Below are 17484 nucleotides of genomic sequence, written 5' to 3' on the forward strand. Positions count from 1 at the left end.
CAGAGTCTCATCTGGTGTGGCCGGTAAATCTTTCCTGCCATTCGGGCAGGTCGGTCAGCCGGTTGCCACGCAGGTCGAGCTCGGTCAGGCCGGTGAGGTTCCCTAACGACTCGGGTAAAGCAGCCAGCAGGTTATCGCGCAGGTCGAGCCGGAGCAGGGCCGTAAGGTTTCCCAACGACTCGGGCAGGTCGGTCAACCGGTTGCGGCGCAGGTTGAGTTCGGTCAGTGCGGTGAGGTTCCCCAGGGAATCGGGGAGGGCTGCCAGTTGATTGTTGTACAGGTTAAGCCGGGGGAGATTGATGAGTTTCCCTAACGACTCGGGCAGGTCGGTCAGCCGGTTGTGGCGCAGGTTGAGTTTGGTCAGTGCGGTGAGGTTTCCGAGTGACTCGGGTAAGGCTGTCAGCCAGTTTTTGTGTAGGTCGAGTTCGGTCAGTGCGGTGAGGTTTCCCAGTGTCTCGGGTAGGGCTGTCAGTTCGTTGTTGCGTAGGTCGAGTTGGGTGAGAGTGGTGAGGTTTCCCAGTGACCCGGGTAAGGCGGTCATCCGGTTGTGGCGTAGGTCGAGTCTGGTCAGCGCGGAGAGGTTCCCCAGCCATTCCGGCAACGCCTCCGGGCCGCGAAAGGACAGATCGAGCGTGGTCAGGGCGGTGAGGTTCCTCAGCGACTCGGGCAGGACGGCCGTCTGGTTACCGCGCAGGCTGAGCGTGGTGAGAGCGGGGAGGTTCCCCAGCCACTCAGGAAACCTCTCCAGGCGGAGGTGTGACAGGTTGAGCGTGGTCAGAGCGGTGAGGTTCCTCAATGACTCGGGCAGGACGCTCAGCCGGTTGTAACTCAGGTCGAGCTTGGTCAGGTGAGTGAAGTCGCCGAGCAACTCGGGCAACGCCTCCAGGCCGAGATTGGACAGGTGGAGGCTGGTCGATCCGTTCCGCAGGCGTTTGCGGATCCGTGCGACGGCAATCGCATGTCCCGTCTCGGACCATGTCATGATCTTCCTTTCATCATCGCTCGTGCCTGGGCTGGTTCTCCTGTCCCGCCGTTCTTCGGCCCGTTCCCTCGGTGCCGCTTCCGTCAGGAGCACTGTTGACGAGGCTAAAGACCGAGACTGGAGACCAACTTGTAGATCAGTGGGGCCTGGTGGGTGATCGCGTTCCGGAATTCCTCGGCCTCCGCGACCGCCTGCCTAGCGGCCGGCGCGGAGGCAGGTCGGGCCAGGCAGTGGACCGCCGCTTTGGCCTGTCGCTCTCACCATCGCGATGTCCAGGTCCATGAGCGTCGATCCAGGACAAAAGACTCAGGTTCACTCCCGGCGCCGACATGCCGAGGTCAGGTGACACATCCGCCTGGAGCGGGGCGTGAGGCGGCGCGCGGTGCCAGGCCGGCGCGATCTGGTGAGGCCGGATCTGGGCGGGATCGCCGGACGCAGGCGGCAGGGCGTCCGCCGAGGTAACGACGCCGGTAGAACGGTCTGGGCCTGCCTGGAGCAGCGTTGGGCGGGTACCAGCGATCGCCGAGTCTCGCGTGGCGCGCCGTACCCGTACCGCGCGGAGCGGTACGGGTACGGTCTGCCGCGGATCGCACCATTGACTTACAAGTGGGTTTCCAGCGGCTCTTGATTTGATCCTGGAGTACGAATTGTTGGAGGGAGAATCATGAGGAACCTTGTCAGGCGAGTGGCCGCCGTCGCCGCTACCACGACGGTGGCGTTGATGATCGTTGGCTCCGCGACCACGGGTGCCGCTCAGGCCCAGCCACGCGACCTTGATTGGTACCCGTGCACCATCGGCGGTAAGCGGATGATGTGCTCCGACGGCCCGTTCTGATTCTCATCAGAATGGTTGCCTAGGCGGCAGTGATGAGTGTCCTCTCGTCGTCCGGAAGATGACAGGACGCAGTTGAGAACGCCTTTGGTCACACACCGAAGCCCCATTCCTTGAGGAAGGAATGGGGCTTCGGCCTTCAAAGCGCGGGACCTGGAATCCACAGTTCTACGGACGCCGCCGCATCGTTTCGTTATGGCCAAGCCGGAGTGTCGCACCAGGATGACCGTGACCCGAGAAGGGCTTGTCATTCACGATCTGGCAATGGTGTCGCTCTTCGCTGTATCACCGAAGAGGTTTACTTTTGAATAACCTGCTCCAGCATCTCGCACGTTCTGTCGCCTCTTCCCTGGCACGCCAGTTCGCCCTGATCGATCTGCTTGGCGACCGCCATTGGGCTGTGGATACCGGTGCGGGAACCATCACGTTCGGCGAGGACTTCAGATTCCCGATCCAGTTTCTGGGGACGGAAGGCCACCGCGATCAGACCTGGCTCTGGGCGTGGGCCAACACGCAGAGCAATCTCCCGCCCAATCTTCTGCGCGCCGCCAACTGGTTGCAGGAGTACGGGCGGCAGCAGCACATCCCGGAATTGACCGAGGCGACGCTGCCTCTCGACCAGGTCGACGGGCACCTGCTCGCCCTGCTGTCGGCAACTCTGACCGGGCTCTGCTACTACCGTGGCCCCTACCAGGGCGGGGCCGCTTTCCTCCTTCTGGAGGCCGTACCGGATTCGGTGCTGATGCCCGCACAGCCCGAACGCGTCGTCTCTGTCCTGGCCCAGGCCATTTCGATGTACGAACTCGACCATCGAACGCTGGTCGAGAGCTTCCTGACTCAGCAGGGCTGGCATGTTGAAACAACGGCGACGGTCATTGCCGGTCAGCACCCTGGCGGATCAGACCTGCGCGTGGAGTTCGATGGCCAGGGGCGGATCAGTGACATGCAGAGCACGCTTAAGCCCGGCTGAGCTCGTACCGGCTTGCCGATGTCAACGTCGGCGCAGGCGGCGGCCATCCAGCCCCCCGGGCGGTCGGTACGAAACCTCTACTCGCCGGAGGCCGGGGACGTCTCCCGTCTGACCCAGTCGAGGTAGTCGGTGTTGCCGACCGTCAGGGGGACCGCGACGATCTGCGGCACCTTGTAGGAGTGCGACTCCCGCACCTGGCGGGCGAGGTCCTCGAACCGCTCCACGGTGGTCTTCATCAGCAGCAGTAACTCCTCGGAGCGCTGGATCTCGCCCTCCCACCAGTAGACGGACTCGATCGGCGCGATGATCTGGCAGTCTGCGGCCAGTCGCCGGCCCACCACCGCCGAACAGATCCGCTCCGCCTCCTCGCGGCTGCTGGTGGTGACACGAACCTCGACACAGTCCGAAGCATTCTCGACCATGCCAACACCCTGCCGAATCATCCCCATGGGTATCAAGAGCGGCACTCCGCGGTCAGGAATCCTGAATGTCGTCGATGCAGCTGGATCGGTGGCAAGCACGCGTCACGGCGACGTGATCATCCTCTGCGAGGACATCAGGGGTCCGGTGGCGGCACCGAGCCTCGCCGAGGACGGGTTCGCCGGACTCGGCACGGACATCCGACCGGCGTCGGATGATCCGCATCCCAGGGCCGCCCTCGAGCCTCGAATCGGAAAATCAGCAGGTCAGGAGGGTGACTTCAGGGAGTCGCCCACGAGGTCCGAGGGATCGAGGGCTGCCGACGGGTCGAACAGCCTGGGCAGCTCGCCCGTGGACAGCATCTTCAGCACCAGGGTCACCGGCCCGTCCTGCTTGATCTTCAGTGTGGCCCGCAGCACCGCACCGTCCCCGGAGCCGACCTCGTCGTGCGCGATGTCCTCGACGAGGTCGGACAGTGGCATGCCGGACTGCGTCACGGCCTTCGTGGTGAACTTCCCGGTGAAGGTCTCCTTCACCTTGGTCCCACGGGGCAGCACGCACACGACGTTGACCGCCTGGTCGGTCGTGGCCGCGGGGCGGCGCAGGCCCACGCCGTACAGCGCCACGGCCGTCGGCGCAGGCGGTGCCGTGACCACGGCGGCGACCACGTCGCCCAGACACCCGGCGATCGCGGCGTGATCGGGGTCGGCTGCCAGGGAGGGGCCGCCGCCCAGGGCACTTGCCACCGGATCGGCCGAGGCTCCGGACACCAGCACCGAATCGGTCACCACCACCTGGTTGAGCCGGTTGAGCAGGCCGAGCTCGCTGGTCAGCACGCTGTCCGGGTCGATCGCGCCGTCGGCGGCCAGCGTCAGCCCCTGCTGTCCACCGATCGTGCGCGGCTTCGCCCCCAGGGCGGTCAGCTTGGTACGGATGGTCGCTGCGTCCTGCCTGCCTTCGATGCGGATCGCGGTATTCGGCGGGTTACCCAAGGAGACGGCCCGGACGGCTCCGTAGACGTCGATTCCGGTCTTCTCGGGGAGCAGCCGTGCGCTGCTGCCGAGCGCGCCGAAGCCGAAGCCGATCGCCGGCAACCAGCGTCTCTCCTTCTTCTCCGGGCCGCTCGCGGTGACCACGCCCAGCTCGCGCCAGTGCGTCATCTCCCCGTACTCCAGGTATTCGGCGGCCGGCCCGCCGGCTGACAACGCTTTCATCATCTCGCGCAGTCCGCCGGACTCCTCGATACCGGTGGCCGGGGTGGCCGGGGCCGGGCCATCCGTTCCGCCGCAACCCGCCATGACCAGGCCTGACATCGCAAGAAGCAACCCGAGCCCACGCACATTCGGAACCTTAGCCATTGACTGCCCCGGCCGCCGTGAGCAGGAGGGTCGGTGCTCTTCTCATGATCTCGTTCCTTCGGGTTTGTGAACGAGATCATCATCCGGGGAGCCGCTGGTATTTGGGTGAGAGATCGCTGCAACCGCCGCATTGCAAGTGTGTGACAAGTGGCGGCTGGCAGGCTGGATGATGGACATTCAGGGAAGGGGCCTATGTTTGGGATTGTTCGCCCATGTCGGCACGGGATGTGCGGTGGGCTGTTCAAGGAGTGGATGGCGCACCTGTGCGGGCTCTGCCTGGCCCTCAGAGATGAGCACGGACATGCCTCCCGGCTGGTGACCAACTACGACGGTCTGCTGGTGTCCGTGCTCACCGAGGCGCAGGCACCGGCCTCCTCCCCGCACCGGCGTGCGGCGGCCTGCGCTCTGCGCGGGTTCAAGGGCGCCGACGTCGTCGAGGCCGAGGGGGTACGGCTGGCGGCCTCGGTCTCGCTGATCCTGGCCGCGGGCAAGGTCAGGGACCACGTCGAGGACGGCGACGGCATCTACGCCCGCCGGTTGGTGGCGGCCGGCGCGGGGCGGGTGGCCGCCCGCTGGTCGGCCGCCGGATCGGGTACGGCCTCCGCCCTCGGATTCGATCCCGCCCCGCTCCTCGCCGCGGTCGAGGAGCAGACCCGGCTGGAGCGCCTGCCGAACCCGAGCCTGCTCCAGCTCACCGCCCCCACCGAGGCCGCGGTCGCCGCCGCCTTCGGGCACACCGCCGTACTGGCCGGCAAGCCGCACAACCGGGAGACGCTGGAGGAGGCCGGGCGCTACTTCGGCCGTCTGGCGCACCTGCTGGACGCCGTCGAGGACCTGGCCCGCGACCGCGACCGCGGTGCCTACAACCCGCTCGTCGCCTCGGGTACCGACCTGGCCGTCGCGCGGCGGCACTGCGACGACGCCGTGCACGGATTGCGCCTCGCGGTGGCCGAGCTGGACCTGGAGCGACGCCCTCTGGTCAACGCGCTACTGGTCAGGGAGACCGGCCGCGCCACCGGCCGGATCTTCGGCGAGGCCGAGCAGGAGAGTCCCGAGGCGCCCCCGCGTGATCCGCGGCTGAAGCCGGACCCCGGCGGGCTGTTGTCGCTGCTGTGCCTGTCGGCGGCCTGCTGCACCTGCGGGTTGTACCGGCCGCCGTGGGACGAGGACCGCTACAAATCGTGCGGTGAGCGCTGCGACGCCGGCGGCTGCGACGCCTGCGGGCAGTGCTGCGATGCGTGCTCGGGTTGCTCCGACTGTTGCTCCGGTTGTTCCGACTGCTGCAACTGCAACTGCGACTGTAGCTGCTAGTGCTTCATTCATTTTTGGGTGGTCGGCTCATGCCGGCGTGCTGTCGGTCGATCGACAGGTCATCGCCTGTGACCGCATCCGCCAGAACACGCTGTTCACCGGGATCGTGGCACAGGCAACCGAGATCGGCTCGGCGCGTACGGCCAACCTGCTGCTCCGCGTCGAACACGACGTCAACACTCGCGGACTCGGCCCAAGACCTGCGCCGGATACTGAGCTGACTGTCCGATCTCATCGGGCCTGTCGACCTACGCGTTACGAGTCCGTCGCTGCGTGCCGGTCGTCGTGCTCCTGGTCCTGGCGCAGCCTGCTCACCGCGTCGGCTTCAGCTCAGCGGGCGGCGTCGCCCCCATGGCCGTGAAGAGTTCGGCGAGCAGTCGGTCGAGGTGCCGGCCGACTTCGGCGATGGCGGGATTGTCGTAGGTGGAGAACAGCGTGCTGGGCTGGTCGACGGCCAGCCGGGTGCGTTCCCCGGCGTCGGCGTAGATGACGGTGCGCAGGGGTGCATGGAGCATGACCGACGGGTCGTGGTGGAACATGCGCTCGGCGATGGTGTGGTTGCCCATCAGGTATTCGGTGCATTTCCAGCCGGACGGCGATCCGGCCATCATGGCGGTAACGTCGGATTTCCAGTAGATCATGAAGCCGTGTGGCGCGTTGGTCGCGGCGAGTTCAAGGGCAGCCTCCCAGTTGGGGAGTTGCTCGAACCGGGCGATGTCGGCGACCGGTGCCAGCTCTTCGTAGCGGCGTACGGCTTCGTCGTAGCGTTGCGGGAGCGGGACGTCGAGCCGGCGCACCTGGTGGATGACGACGCGAGTGTCTATCGAGGTCACAGCGGATCATCTCCCCGGGCTCTGCCCGCTACCTGCGGACCCGAGTAACAGGTTGTCCATGTCGAGCGTGCTGAGACCAGCAGGCTCGCCGGATGTCGTATCAGCGACAACAAGAATCGGCTGTCCAGGACAAACCATCAAAACCAACCCGACCGGTGCCGTTTTGAAGTGACACGAACCGCCACTGCGACCGCGCTTCTCCCCCGATTCGGGCGAGACCGTACACCGGATCATGACGCCGAGCGCCTTTGCGCATGCCCATGAGCGAGAGCGTGCTTTCCGAGTCTTCTAAGCTCTGAACCTATGGCGACCACGCATACCTACGACGTCAAGGTCGAGTGGACGGGCAACCTCGGAGCAGGCACGGGCGGCTACCGGTCCTTCAGTCGTGATCACGAAGTGTCGGCGGACAATAAGGCCGCGATCGCCGCCTCCTCGGATCCCGCCTTCCGCGGCGACCCCGCGCGCTGGAACCCCGAGGAGTTGCTCGTGGCCTCCGTCGCTCAGTGCCACATGCTGTGGTACCTCCACCTCTGTACCGTCGGTGGAGTCATCGTCACCGAATACGAGGACCACGCCCATGGGGTTATGACGATGGACGAGAGCGGTGGCGGAGGCCAGATCACCGAGGTCGTCCTGCGTCCCGAGGTGACGGTCGCCGACGTGTCGATGGTGGAGAAGGCCCGCTCGCTGCACGACGACGTACACGCGGTGTGCTTCATCGCCCGCTCGGTGAACTTCCCCATCACCCCCATGCCGGCAATTCGGGTCCAGGAGAGCTAAGCGTTTGACGAGCCGACCGGCACCCCTCCGCGGTCGGCGGGCGGTTGGGGTGTGACCGGGGAGCCGCTATTGGAAGCGGGAGACGAAGCGGCGTTGCCAGGGTGTCTCGACGGCGCGGCGGGCGTAATGCTGCCGGACGTAGGCGACCGCTTCGTGGCCCGGTACCCCGTCCAGTACGGCGAGGCAGGCCAGTGCGGTGCCTGTCCGGCCGTATCCACCACCGCAGGCGATCTCGACGCGCTCGACTTCGGCGCGTACCCATGCCTCGCGTAACGCGTCGCCGGTCGCCGTACGGTCGGACGGCAACCAGAAGTCGGGCCAGCGGAGCCACCGGGTCTCCCAGGTAACGGGGGGTGGCTCATGGCCCAGCAGGTAGAGCGCGAAGGTGGGTGCGGGACCTTCCGGGAGTGGTCGGCGCAACCCCCGGCCGCGGACGAGCCGACCGGAGGGCAGTCGCAGCACGCCCGCCATCGTGGGCTCCCACATAGCGATCACGGCACGAGCCTAGCTTTCTCGCCTGGTCAGTGTGCTGACCGGAAGCGCTCGCCGTACCGGCGCACTTCCTCGGCCGGGCAGGTCGCGGTTCGATCGTGTCCCAGTCGCATCCGCGGCATCGGGAATGTCACGCGGGATCCCGAGCTCATGAGCGGGGAAGGCCGCCGTCTGGAACGCTGGGGCGACTCACTCGCCCGAGTCCCGGCGCCTCGATGCGCGCGTGATGACGGGTGACGGCCAGGAAGTACGCGGCGAAGGCGTACGCGGGGCCGTAGATGAACGGCGGGATGCCGACTCCCGTGCCGTTCCGGTGGCAGGAGTAGCTCTCGGTCAGGTCGGTGAGGTCGGTCGGTGGGCACTGGGTCAGGTCTGACCAGGGGCCGACGATGTTGGCGGCGATGTTGATCACTGCGAGGACGCTCAGCACAACGACCACGACCCGGGTGGTCCGGCCGTGCAGGCGTCGCCGGAGCAGAGCCGCGACCGCCACCATCAGGACGGGCAGGGCGAAGGCCAGCATGACCACTTCGATGTCCCACAGCACCCGCATGACGTCGATGCCCGCGGAGCCGAAGTGCCCGATGCCGAGGCCCTGGGCCAGCGGGTAGATTCCGATCCCGTCCCCGACATGCATGTCGTAGTAGAAGAGGCCGGTGCTCGCGATGAGATCGCTGCCGATCCGCGCCATGACAGAGGGGAAGAAGGCCGCCAGCGCAGCCGCCGACCACCAGGGCCATATCCGCATCTGTCTCTCCAAGAGCCGAGCAAAAGCCCAATACGAGATCAAGGGCTGGAATCCTTTCATATCGGTCGCCGGGCGGTGTGCCATGCTGCCGGCGACGCGGCCTGAACGGGGCTGCGGGCTCGGTCCCTACTGGGCCGAGAAGCTGATGCAGGTTTCCATATTTGGAGTCGGCGCATGAGAACTCATGCTGGACCTCATCTGGTCGAGCGAGCTGGGCGGTGACCCGGCGGCACCTCGGGTGCGTCAGTGGTTTTTCGGCTACCGGCAAGAGGATGGTGCACCAGTGAGCCAGTCCGGCAAGGTCCTCTACGTCATCGTGTGTGCCGCGGGCGGCGCCGGTGACGTGGGACGTCTCGTCGCCCTAGCCCAGGACGCGGGCTGGGCCGTCCAGATCGTCGCCACCCCGTCCGCGCTGGACTTCATCGACGTCCCCGCCCTGGAACGGCAGACCGGCCGCCCCGTCCGTAGCCGCTACCGCAAGCCGGACGAGCCCAAGCCGCCGAGGGCCGATGCGATCATCGTCGCTCCCGCGACGTACAACACGATCAACAAGTTCGCCCAGGGGATCGCCGACACCTACGCCCTCGGCCTCCTCGCCGAAGCCCCCGGGCTCGGCATCCCCGTGGTCGTACTGCCCTTCGTCAACGGTGGCCTCGCCTCCCGCGAGCCGTTCCGCCGGAGCGTCGAAAGCCTTCGGGCCGAGGGCGTCCCGGTCCTGCTCGGCTCCGGTAGGTCCGAGCCGGACATGACCGCCGCCGGAGGCGGGGAAGCGGAGAGCCATCCCTGGGCCCTTGCCCTCGAAGCCCTCGCAGCCCTCGAAGGAGCCGGGCGGCGCCGTCGCGAGTGAAGTGCGCGAGACCACGGAAGCGGCGGTTCCGGAGGGCGGCCGACCGTGGATCGCCGTCTGAGAACGATCACGCCCGGGGATCCGGCGCCGTGTGCCGCGTCGATTCCTGGGCGCCATCACGTACCCGCGATCGTCGCGGGCCGCGGTATGCGCGGTGCGAACCGCCATTGATTTTCGTGATCCCCGGTCCGCTTAAGGCATTCTTCGAGCGGTCCACTCATATACGACGGAGCTTCCCCTAGAATGATCATCAAAAAGAGGTGATGATCTGGAGGGTTTGGGAAGAGAGCGGTTCGGTGTGGTGGTCGATCCCGGTCTGTCCCCGGAGATCGCGGGTCTGCTCCGTGCGAATCCATCGCTGCTGGCGCGCATACGAGCAGGTTGGAGGCCACCGGAAGAACCACAGAAAAAATCCGCGGCCCCCCTGGCCGTTGGCGGCATGCTCGCTGCGGTCGGCCTTTTGGTGGCGCTTTCCTTTGGATGGGGAGCCATGGCCGGAATCCCGCTGTTCATCGTGCTCGTGTGGTTTCTTTCCGCCGCGATCAGGGCCGCGGGGGAGGCCGAGGAGAGCGTTACTCCGGAGCGGGAACTGTACGGTCTCGCGCACCGCCACCGGGATTCCTATTTCCTCTTCGACGACTTCGACGCCGACGCGAGGCGCCTGCTCGCCCGGACACGGGCGGCGGTCGGTTCCGTCCTGCGATCGCGGGTCAACACCGAGGGACTGCTCGACGTCGCGCGGAACGCCGTCATGCTGCCGCCGCAGGAATGGGAGATCGCGCGCCTACTGGCCAAGCTCTCCTCCCTCCGTGGAGAGCATCGCGATCTCATGCGTGGCGGGGTCACCCGGGAGGTGGCAGCCGCTGTGAAACCGCTGGAGCGAGCGCTCGCCGGCAGCGAGGGCGCCGTCATCGCGAAGGTGGAGGCGCTCGAACGGTACGCGGCTCACGTCGCCGACGCCGAACGTGCCTACCGGGCCCGCGACCAGATCGAGGCGCTGGTGGAGCGGCTGCCCCGTTATGAGGAACTGCTCGCCGAGTCCGGTGCCGACGCTCTGAGCATGCCGGAGATCGGACATCTCACGGGTGAGGCCGACGAACTGGAGCAGGCGTTGCGTGCGAGCATCGATTCGGCGCACGAGCTCTTTCTCCATCTGGACGGTCCGGAACAGTCCGGATGAAGGTCACCTGCGGGTCCTGCCATGAACGGGCGTGAGAAGGGCGCCCCTGGTCGGCTCATCTGACGGCCATCGGCGTCGATCCGCGTTCAGTGGAACCACACATAAAAGATTTATCCCATATCGTCCGCTTGCTCCATGGATTCCATAATGTCGGCGATCATGCGAATTGCAGTGGTTTCGTCATTGGTTAGATGGTTGATGTAGTCGGCCAGCAGGACGAGGGTCGCTTCCAGAGCGTTCATCTCGGCTTCGGTCCAGGGTCCGTACTGCTTGCGCCAGAGCGTCGGGCTCAGGCCGATGGCGCTGGCGGTCAGCATGCCCGCCATGGCGGGGATGGCCTCGGGTCTGACGCTTACCGTCATCTTGCGCATGCTGCCGATGACGTAGGGAACCACGGATTCGACCACGTCACGGTCCTGCTCCTCGTGGGCCTGGCGCAGCCACTCCATGTACAGGTAGACGAGCGTGCAGGCGCCGTCGAGCACGTCACTGGCGTCTTTGCTGGAGAAGGATCCGAAGAACTCGTCGATCAGCTCTCGCTGCTTGGGGTCGGCCTGCGAGACGCCCTCGCGGATACGGGTGAGAAGCGAGTCGACGTAGAGCAGCGCGGTCCCTACATCACCAACGGGGGCATATTCCGGGTCAAAGGAAGACAGCATCGCTACCTCACTTGGGGGTTTGATATCCGGCCTGCCATACCGGGCAGTTGTGGCAACGTCTCTGTCGAAAAGTACTCCCTTAGGAAGCGCCGCAAGGCGGATATTCGCGCAACCGAGCAAGGGAGGATCAGGGCAGAATCCTGAAAACGTGATGATTTCCTAATCCTCCGGCGCCGGAGATCTTCCAGGTCGGCCCGGGAAGGCGTCCGTGTCCTCGTGGATTGGCCGGGAGCCACCGGGCCGGTGCGCTCGGCCCCGCGGACCTGGCGGACAGGTGGTTCGCCGAGCCTGGACCTTTCGAGGGCGTCGAGGGCCTCGGGTCAGGTGGCCGACCCGAACAGGTCGGCGGGCCGGGACGGGTGAGGTCCCAGCCGAATCGCCGGCATCCCCGCTACGGATCCGCGGGTCCGGGGTGTGATCGACGGGCGGGCGCATGGGCGCCCGCGCCGAGCGCGAGCGGGTGCGCTCGGCGCGACGGATGCTCGGCGCGAGGGGTCCTCAGTACGAGGGGTCCGAAATGGACTCGGCCCGGTAGATGTCCATCGGCTCCTCGCCGTCCTCGTCCACGCCCACCTTCCTCAGCCGCAACGTTCGGCTGCCGATTTTCAGGGAGCGTTCACCGTTGATCTCCGTGGACGCGAACACCGTGACCGAGTGACCGTGCATATCGCGTACCTGGTCGTATTCCGGTCCGTCGGGAATGTCGAGCTTGATGCGCCTCGTCTGGAACGTCACCCTCCCAGTGTGAAAGCCTCGGCTCCGAAAATCGATCGCGCGCACAATGATATTTGGCATCGGTTTCAACCGGATGGTTATGGCGGCCTGCCCGGGACGGCGCTCCCGCTCCGGGGGCTACGGCAGCGGATCGATTTCGAGGTTCTGGTCGTACTGGACGAGCTCGGCCCCGCGGTCCGTGAGGATGGGCCATCGGGTGGCGCGGGCACACCAGATGACGTGTCCGGCCGTGATGTCGCGCGATCCGTCGAGGATCTCCGCGATGTCTCCGACCTTCCCGTGTGTGAAGTCATCGATCTTCACGCCGGGGGTCGTGACGAGTTCGAACAGCTCCACCTGGGTCGAGATCGGGGAGATGGACAGGACCGCCGCGAGGCTGGTCGCCGGGACGCATATCCCGCCGCCACGGAAAAGGCACATGGCGGCGATGCTTCTGGAGTATTCGGTCTTCGCCACCGCGATGTCGACCAGTGCGCTCACGTCGAGCACTCGACCGGGAAGCACGGCTCAACGCCTCCTGAACGGGCGAATGCCGATCTGGCCCCACTCCGCCTCGGAGAGCTGGTCGACCCCGAGGGATTCGGCCGCCATGTTGAGGTCTTCTCGGTGCAGGTTCCAGCGATGCATCAGGGTGATCACGTGGGGTTTGTTGCCGATCTCTCGCTGGACCGCCGTGTGGATCACGTCGACGACGCGGTTTCCGGTCAGCCGCGCCTTACGAGAGAGTGCCTCATAATCCGCTTTATCCAGCTCTATAGTGATAGAGGTTTCGGGAGCTGATGCGCTGATGGTCTTCTGTCCTTCTCTAAGCTGAAGATGTGCCAGCCAGAGCGGAACCGAATCCGATTCATGTCTGGCGCCATCGTGATCATTCGCTGATGGTTTTTCCGATCCTGTGCCGTCTTGCCTTGCCGGCATGGAGTGGGCCATAAGTTCGACAGTAGCTGTGAATTGCGGATTATGGCAGCACTTCTGCATGACTTCGATGGCGGGTGCGAGCGGGATTCCCGGTCGGGTGCCGGTTGTCATCCGCGTCACCTGCCTTTCCGCCCCCCGAGGTCGCGTCTCATCCCTGGTGGGGAGATCACCGGCCTCGGGCATCCCCAGGGCCCCGCGTATCCCTACACAACCGAGCGTATCCACACATGCGCATATGTGCAGGTCCAAAATTCATTATTCAAGGAAACCTGATAGCCGGGGGGAGGCGGACGAACTTGGCGCGGGATCGGACGAGCCGGGAACGGGATCGGAGGGGGCGGAAGCCGGGCCGGAGGGTGCGGTGGCGGGATCGGAGGGGGCGGAAGCCGGATCGGAGGGGCCGGTGGCGGGATCGGACGGGCCTGAGGTGGGGGTGACGGTGCCGCAGAATCCCGCGGCCCGCCGTTGCTCGGCTATCTGGTCGACCGGCTTCTGGTACTCCGACCGCTCCTCGGGCGACGGCTCGTACCGCCACGAGTCGCTCTCGAAGACGAAGCCGAACTCCGTCGTGTCGCCGAGCCGGCTGGCCTGGACCATGGCGGTGTCACCGGTGATCGCGACCTCGGCGACGGTGAACGGGGAGTTCGCCACGAGCGGCGGGCAGAGGCCGAACAGCCTCACGTACTCCTCCCGGGTGATCAACCCCTGCGCCCCGGTGGTCCACAGGTCCCAGAAATCACCGTAGGAGCCGCTGCTGTACGCGTCGAGCGCCGGCTGGGCGGCCTGGCGGACCGAGGCCTCCGAGTGCTCGGCATCGGGCGTCGGCGCCGCGACCGGTGGCGAGGAGGGCGGATTGAGCACCATGAACACGGTGATGACGGCCCCGATGACCACACCGAGGGCCATGACGACCAGCACGGTCAGCCCGCGCCCCGTCTCGCCCCGCGGCGGCTGGCCGTACTGCGGCGGAGGCGGATAGCCCACGTGCGGTCTCCGGAGGGCCGACAAGAGTGGATGAACGTGATCATAATGCCCGTAGCTCGCGGCTGGCCACGGTCGCCGCGCGCATTGGGAAGAAGGGGACATAACGCGCCCGTGATTCAAGCGATCGGTCCGGCATCCAGCGCCGTCACGGTGGCCGTGTTCGCACTGCTTGTCGCGGTCTGGTGCGTGGTGGCCTCCTGGCTCGGGTCGCACAGGAAGATCATCGAGCTGGTGGAGCGGTCGGGCAGGTGGCTGGTGCCCGTGGTGTTCATGATTGTGGGTGTGGTCATTGTGGCGGAGTCGATATTTAGATAAATATGGACAATTCGCCCGAATTTGGGGCAGGTGTATCGGGGAATTAATCATTATGCGAGACCGTTTGCGCTTCTACCGGCATCGATGGTTCAAGGCGTGGATCGCCATGATTGTTCTGTCCTTCTCGCTCATCGCCATGATGCAGACGGCCGGCAATCAAGCGGTCATGCCCGCAGCCTTCTTCTACGGGGCCGCAGCCGGGCCCATCGCGCTCCTGCTCGCCATCCACGACCGTATCCACATCGCCACCAGCGTGCCGGCCATGACGCTGATGGGGATGTTCCTGTTCGGCGGGGGCGTCGCCCTGCTGCTCGGCGGTTATTTCGACTCGCTTTTCATCTCCCAGAAGAACAGCACCTCGATCCTGCGGGTCGGCTGGATCGAGGAACCCGCGAAGCTCGTTCCACCTCTCGCGGTCGCCCTCACCGGGCGCCACCTCACCAAGGCCGCGGGAGTCGCGCTCGGCCTGTCCTGTGCGACCGGATTCACGATCATGGAGTCGATGGCCTACGCCTGGAAGAGCGTCGCCAACCACGGCGGTGCCGTCGGCGCGGGCACGATTCTCCTGCTACGCGGCCTCAGCACCCCCTTCAGCCACCTCGTCTGGACCGGCCTGGTGTGCGCGGTGGCCTTCGGGGCCTGGCAGGTCAGAGGCCGTGCCGTCGTCACCATCCCCATCATCGCCGCCTTCATGACGGCGGCCCTGCTCCACTCGCTCAGCGACGGCCTGCTCATTCTGGACATACCCCAGCCCGCCCGCCTGTTCTTCCTCGTCGTCGCCGCGGCGAGCTACTGGCTGTTCCACCGGGCCACCCGCGACCTGAAACCACAGGCCGCCCCAGACCCCGAGCCTTGAGGATGTTCCACGTGAAACGTCACAACCGGGAGAGTAACCACCGGGGGCCGACGACCTCGGCGCCCAGTTCCGTGACCCGCTCACGCAGTCCCCGGTCGGCGGTGACGACCAGGACGCGCTCCCACGGGCGGGCGTCCCTTACGGCCTGGACGACGGCGTCGTCCCCGCTTCCGGGGGCGGCGATCACGGAGACGCCGGACACCGGAGGGGCGTCGCGGGCGGCTCCCTCGACGACCGCGGTCACCCGGGGGAACCAGCGCGTCAGGGTCGGGATCTGGCCGGGCGCGGTCCACAGTCCACCGGCGGCGTGCGTGCCGACTTCGGTGAGCAGCCTGGCCGCCGCACCGGCGCGGTCCCTCCACCAGCCGTGCTCGGCGCGGGCGCCCACGATGTTGGCGATGTCGAGGACGACGAGAGAGGGGGCGAGCGCGAGACCGATCACCGGCCAGGTCTCGGCGAAGCCGGGGTGAAGTTTCTTGGCGGTGACCTCCTCGGCGGGAAGCCAGCGCAGGTCGGCGCTCTCACTGTTGCCCGGAACCGCCCTCAGCAGCTCCGCGGCCTCGGTGATCACCGTCTCGAAGGACCAGCCGCCGTGGTCGTCGAGGTAGACACCCTGGATCCGCAGGCCGGTGCCGTCCAGCGTGGCCTCCTCGAACGCCTCGCGCAAGGCGGTCGTGACGGTGTCCTCGTGACTGTCGCGGGCACCGCCCGGCAGTCCCCAGGTGCCACCGTGGTGGCTCCAGACGGAGCGCTTCTGCATCAGGATGTGCGGCTTCCCGGTGGCGTCGTGGTGGACGGCGAGCAGCCCGGCCGCCCCGTACACGCCCCAGTGCCGGTGCCCGCGCTCACACTGGGCCCAACCATCCCCATCCCTGGCCGCCATGGACCAATGATGCATCAGCCCGGTCCGGCGGCACCGGACCGGGTGGCCTTCCCGCCCATGCTCCCGGCGACCTGTCGCGGACCAACGCTCGCGGTTGAGAGACCGCGGCGTACCTCGGGGAAGCGGAGAAGCCTTCCGCTGACGGCCAGAAATACCTCTATATCGGCTATATCGGATCAGCCATACTTGCGCGTATCTTTCCCCTCGTTAAAGGACCCGCATGAAGTCGAGCGCGTTCTCCGTGCACATTCGCCCGTTGCGCCCGATCCGTACGTTCGCGACCGTTGCCATCACCCTGATCGCGCTGGTCTCCATCGTGTCCGTGGGCCTGTCGGGGCTGCGGATCCTCTACGAGGGGGACCGGCTCTGGCGACTGGTCTACGAGTGGGAGGCCCTGTACACGCTTCTCCTCTCCCCGGTCGTCCTTCTTTTTCCGATGCTCTGCCTGCTGGCGGGAATCGCCTTCGTATGCTGGCTGTTCCGTGCTCGCGCCAACTCGTACGCGATCTCTCCAGGGGTCTTTCACGTGTACGCCGCGCCGTACCTGGTGCTCGGCTGGATCCTCCCCATCGTCAACCTGTTCGCTCCCAAGGGGATCGTCGACGACATTCTGGCCACTTCCCGGCCAGGTGGCCTGCGACCGGGGAGCGACCTCTTCAGGGTTCGCCGCTCGGGTTTGGTCTGGGCATGGTGGCTGACGTGGGTGCTGTGGCCGTACGCGACGCTGGCGTCCGTGGGGCTGGCGGGGACGGACATGGAGGGTGTGGAAAGCGGCCTGGAAAGCGGTCTGGCAGACCTCGCCCTGATCGTCGGCATCGCGCTGCCGATCGCCGCGGGCCTCCTTGCCATCCGGGTCGTCCTGACGATCACCGATCTTCAGGAGACCGCCCGCACAGGAGGGCCGGTATGGCTCCAGGAAAGGGCAGGACCGCTCGGGAAGCCGCACCTCGGGCTCACCACGCTCGTCGTGCGTGACTATGACGAGGCCATCGCCTTCTACGTCGATGTCCTCGGCTTCGAGCTCCTGGAGGACACGCCCCGGGGTGAGGGCGGACGCTGGGTGACCGTCCGCCCGCGAGGCGCGCGGGAGACGGCGCTCCTGCTCGCGCGCGCCGACGGCCCCGAGCAGGAGGCCCGCGTCGGCGACCAGACCGGCGGCAGGGTCGGCCTGTTCCTCCACACGGACGACTTCGCCCGCGACCACGAGCGGATGCTGTCGGCGGGCGTCACCTTCGAGGAGGCCCCACGGCACGAGCCCTACGGCACGGTCGCCGCCTTTCGGGACCTGTACGGCAACCGCTGGGATCTGCTCCAGCCCCGCGTCTCGCCCGCGTACGGCTGAGCCTGGCCGGCCGATGACCGGTCAGGCCCGGACGTC

General features: G+C 66.6%; 22 protein-coding genes. 9 read left to right on the forward strand and 13 right to left on the reverse strand.

Translation table 11 applies throughout. The features are described from left to right. Nucleotides 1-7: 7 nt before the first annotated feature. The gene (locus ABT061_RS08255; protein WP_350914048.1) at nt 8-982 is read right to left on the reverse strand and encodes a leucine-rich repeat domain-containing protein; all 975 of its coding nucleotides are present in this window, start codon (nt 980-982) and stop codon (nt 8-10) included. A gap of 664 nt (nt 983-1646) precedes the next feature. On the opposite strand from ABT061_RS08255, the gene ABT061_RS08260 reads away from it, so the two are divergent. Together ABT061_RS08260 and ABT061_RS08265 are read left to right on the forward strand one after the other, a co-directional pair. Then, nucleotides 1647-1817: a hypothetical protein gene (locus ABT061_RS08260; RefSeq protein ID WP_350914049.1), complete on the forward strand. Its 171-nt coding sequence runs from the start codon at nt 1647-1649 to the stop codon at nt 1815-1817. Between the two features lie 301 nt (nt 1818-2118). Next, the gene (locus ABT061_RS08265) at nt 2119-2784 is read left to right on the forward strand and encodes a DUF6882 domain-containing protein (RefSeq protein WP_350914050.1); all 666 of its coding nucleotides are present in this window, start codon (nt 2119-2121) and stop codon (nt 2782-2784) included. Nucleotides 2785-2861: 77 nt separating this feature from the next. Here the strand turns inward: ABT061_RS08265 and cutA are convergent, their stop codons facing one another. Both cutA and ABT061_RS08275 read right to left on the reverse strand, forming a co-directional pair. Then, nucleotides 2862-3206, reverse strand: a complete 345-nt coding sequence (cutA, locus tag ABT061_RS08270) for a divalent-cation tolerance protein CutA (protein ID WP_350914052.1) — start codon at nt 3204-3206, stop codon at nt 2862-2864. Nucleotides 3207-3470: 264 nt separating this feature from the next. After that, on the reverse strand, nt 3471-4517 hold the full coding sequence (locus ABT061_RS08275) for a hypothetical protein (protein ID WP_350914054.1): 1047 nt from the start codon (nt 4515-4517) through the stop codon (nt 3471-3473). 237 nt (nt 4518-4754) lie between these two features. Between ABT061_RS08275 and ABT061_RS08280 the strand changes: the two genes are divergently transcribed. Beyond that, entirely contained in the window at nt 4755-5873 is a 1119-nt protein-coding gene (locus ABT061_RS08280; RefSeq protein ID WP_350914056.1) for a DUF5685 family protein, read from the forward strand. 4 nt (nt 5874-5877) lie between these two features. On the opposite strand, the gene ABT061_RS08285 is transcribed toward ABT061_RS08280, so the two are convergent. Both ABT061_RS08285 and ABT061_RS08290 read right to left on the reverse strand, forming a co-directional pair. Further along, nucleotides 5878-6042, reverse strand: coding sequence for a hypothetical protein (locus ABT061_RS08285; protein WP_350914058.1), 165 nt, complete (start codon nt 6040-6042; stop codon nt 5878-5880). A gap of 142 nt (nt 6043-6184) precedes the next feature. Next, on the reverse strand, nt 6185-6706 hold the full coding sequence (locus ABT061_RS08290; RefSeq protein WP_350914060.1) for a DUF302 domain-containing protein: 522 nt from the start codon (nt 6704-6706) through the stop codon (nt 6185-6187). Between the two features lie 303 nt (nt 6707-7009). On the opposite strand from ABT061_RS08290, the gene ABT061_RS08295 reads away from it, so the two are divergent. Beyond that, on the forward strand, nt 7010-7489 hold the full coding sequence (locus ABT061_RS08295; protein ID WP_350914062.1) for an OsmC family protein: 480 nt from the start codon (nt 7010-7012) through the stop codon (nt 7487-7489). Nucleotides 7490-7555: 66 nt separating this feature from the next. Here the strand turns inward: ABT061_RS08295 and ABT061_RS08300 are convergent, their stop codons facing one another. Next, a complete protein-coding gene (locus ABT061_RS08300) occupies nt 7556-7975 on the reverse strand; it encodes a protein-tyrosine phosphatase family protein (RefSeq protein WP_350914221.1) in 420 nt (139 codons plus the stop codon). Between the two features lie 154 nt (nt 7976-8129). Then, a complete protein-coding gene (locus ABT061_RS08305) occupies nt 8130-8729 on the reverse strand; it encodes a hypothetical protein (protein ID WP_350914064.1) in 600 nt (199 codons plus the stop codon). A gap of 184 nt (nt 8730-8913) precedes the next feature. Between ABT061_RS08305 and ABT061_RS08310 the strand changes: the two genes are divergently transcribed. Further along, nucleotides 8914-9576, forward strand: a complete 663-nt coding sequence (locus tag ABT061_RS08310; protein ID WP_350914066.1) for a flavoprotein — start codon at nt 8914-8916, stop codon at nt 9574-9576. Nucleotides 9577-10066: 490 nt separating this feature from the next. Further along, the gene (locus tag ABT061_RS08315) at nt 10067-10756 is read left to right on the forward strand and encodes a hypothetical protein (RefSeq protein ID WP_350914068.1); all 690 of its coding nucleotides are present in this window, start codon (nt 10067-10069) and stop codon (nt 10754-10756) included. A 110-nt stretch (nt 10757-10866) separates the two neighbouring features. On the opposite strand, the gene ABT061_RS08320 is transcribed toward ABT061_RS08315, so the two are convergent. The 5 genes from ABT061_RS08320 to ABT061_RS08340 all read right to left on the reverse strand — a co-directional run bounded on the left by ABT061_RS08320 (nt 10867) and on the right by ABT061_RS08340 (nt 14052). After that, nucleotides 10867-11415, reverse strand: a complete 549-nt coding sequence (locus ABT061_RS08320; protein WP_350914070.1) for a hypothetical protein — start codon at nt 11413-11415, stop codon at nt 10867-10869. Between the two features lie 498 nt (nt 11416-11913). Then, entirely contained in the window at nt 11914-12150 is a 237-nt protein-coding gene (locus tag ABT061_RS08325) for a hypothetical protein (protein WP_030921016.1), read from the reverse strand. A 117-nt stretch (nt 12151-12267) separates the two neighbouring features. Further along, nucleotides 12268-12654: a hypothetical protein gene (locus ABT061_RS08330; protein ID WP_326646349.1), complete on the reverse strand. Its 387-nt coding sequence runs from the start codon at nt 12652-12654 to the stop codon at nt 12268-12270. A gap of 3 nt (nt 12655-12657) precedes the next feature. Next, on the reverse strand, nt 12658-13179 hold the full coding sequence (locus ABT061_RS08335) for a hypothetical protein (RefSeq protein ID WP_350914073.1): 522 nt from the start codon (nt 13177-13179) through the stop codon (nt 12658-12660). A gap of 144 nt (nt 13180-13323) precedes the next feature. Then, nucleotides 13324-14052 carry a hypothetical protein gene (locus ABT061_RS08340; RefSeq protein WP_350914075.1) on the reverse strand — a complete coding sequence of 243 codons (729 nt, stop codon included), beginning with the start codon at nt 14050-14052 and terminating at the stop codon, nt 13324-13326. Between the two features lie 45 nt (nt 14053-14097). Between ABT061_RS08340 and ABT061_RS08345 the strand changes: the two genes are divergently transcribed. Together ABT061_RS08345 and ABT061_RS08350 are read left to right on the forward strand one after the other, a co-directional pair. Next, on the forward strand, nt 14098-14367 hold the full coding sequence (locus tag ABT061_RS08345; RefSeq protein WP_350914223.1) for a cadmium resistance transporter: 270 nt from the start codon (nt 14098-14100) through the stop codon (nt 14365-14367). Between the two features lie 52 nt (nt 14368-14419). After that, entirely contained in the window at nt 14420-15223 is an 804-nt protein-coding gene (locus ABT061_RS08350) for a PrsW family glutamic-type intramembrane protease (protein ID WP_350914077.1), read from the forward strand. A 19-nt stretch (nt 15224-15242) separates the two neighbouring features. On the opposite strand, the gene ABT061_RS08355 is transcribed toward ABT061_RS08350, so the two are convergent. Further along, entirely contained in the window at nt 15243-16106 is an 864-nt protein-coding gene (locus ABT061_RS08355; protein ID WP_350914080.1) for an NUDIX hydrolase, read from the reverse strand. 220 nt (nt 16107-16326) lie between these two features. On the opposite strand from ABT061_RS08355, the gene ABT061_RS48355 reads away from it, so the two are divergent. Then, nucleotides 16327-17448 (forward strand): DUF4328 domain-containing protein, encoded by a 1122-nt coding sequence (locus ABT061_RS48355; protein WP_451935475.1) that lies wholly within the window; start codon nt 16327-16329, stop codon nt 17446-17448. The last annotated feature ends 36 nt before the right edge of the window (nt 17449-17484 follow it).

Origin of the sequence: Streptosporangium sp. NPDC002544 (genome assembly GCF_040295965.1) — a bacterium.
Classification (GTDB): Bacteria; Actinomycetota; Actinomycetes; order Streptosporangiales; family Streptosporangiaceae; genus Streptosporangium.

Excerpts from the sequence above, each read along its gene's own strand:
- ABT061_RS08255 (WP_350914048.1), bottom strand. The coding sequence starts at position 982 with ATGACATGGTCCGAGACGGGACATGCGATTGCCGTCGCACGGATCCGC.
- ABT061_RS08260 (WP_350914049.1), top strand. The coding sequence starts at position 1,647 with ATGAGGAACCTTGTCAGGCGAGTGGCCGCCGTCGCCGCTACCACGACG.
- cutA (WP_350914052.1), bottom strand. The coding sequence starts at position 3,206 with ATGGTCGAGAATGCTTCGGACTGTGTCGAGGTTCGTGTCACCACCAGC.
- ABT061_RS08275 (WP_350914054.1), bottom strand. The coding sequence starts at position 4,517 with ATGTCAGGCCTGGTCATGGCGGGTTGCGGCGGAACGGATGGCCCGGCC.
- ABT061_RS08280 (WP_350914056.1), top strand. The coding sequence starts at position 4,755 with ATGTTTGGGATTGTTCGCCCATGTCGGCACGGGATGTGCGGTGGGCTG.
- ABT061_RS08295 (WP_350914062.1), top strand. The coding sequence starts at position 7,010 with ATGGCGACCACGCATACCTACGACGTCAAGGTCGAGTGGACGGGCAAC.
- ABT061_RS08300 (WP_350914221.1), bottom strand. The coding sequence starts at position 7,975 with ATGTGGGAGCCCACGATGGCGGGCGTGCTGCGACTGCCCTCCGGTCGG.
- ABT061_RS08305 (WP_350914064.1), bottom strand. The coding sequence starts at position 8,729 with ATGCGGATATGGCCCTGGTGGTCGGCGGCTGCGCTGGCGGCCTTCTTC.
- ABT061_RS08310 (WP_350914066.1), top strand. The coding sequence starts at position 8,914 with ATGCTGGACCTCATCTGGTCGAGCGAGCTGGGCGGTGACCCGGCGGCA.
- ABT061_RS08315 (WP_350914068.1), top strand. The coding sequence starts at position 10,067 with ATGGCCGGAATCCCGCTGTTCATCGTGCTCGTGTGGTTTCTTTCCGCC.
- ABT061_RS08320 (WP_350914070.1), bottom strand. The coding sequence starts at position 11,415 with ATGCTGTCTTCCTTTGACCCGGAATATGCCCCCGTTGGTGATGTAGGG.
- ABT061_RS08335 (WP_350914073.1), bottom strand. The coding sequence starts at position 13,179 with ATGACAACCGGCACCCGACCGGGAATCCCGCTCGCACCCGCCATCGAA.
- ABT061_RS08345 (WP_350914223.1), top strand. The coding sequence starts at position 14,098 with ATGCCCGTAGCTCGCGGCTGGCCACGGTCGCCGCGCGCATTGGGAAGA.
- ABT061_RS08350 (WP_350914077.1), top strand. The coding sequence starts at position 14,420 with ATGCGAGACCGTTTGCGCTTCTACCGGCATCGATGGTTCAAGGCGTGG.
- ABT061_RS08355 (WP_350914080.1), bottom strand. The coding sequence starts at position 16,106 with ATGGCGGCCAGGGATGGGGATGGTTGGGCCCAGTGTGAGCGCGGGCAC.
- ABT061_RS48355 (WP_451935475.1), top strand. The coding sequence starts at position 16,327 with ATGAAGTCGAGCGCGTTCTCCGTGCACATTCGCCCGTTGCGCCCGATC.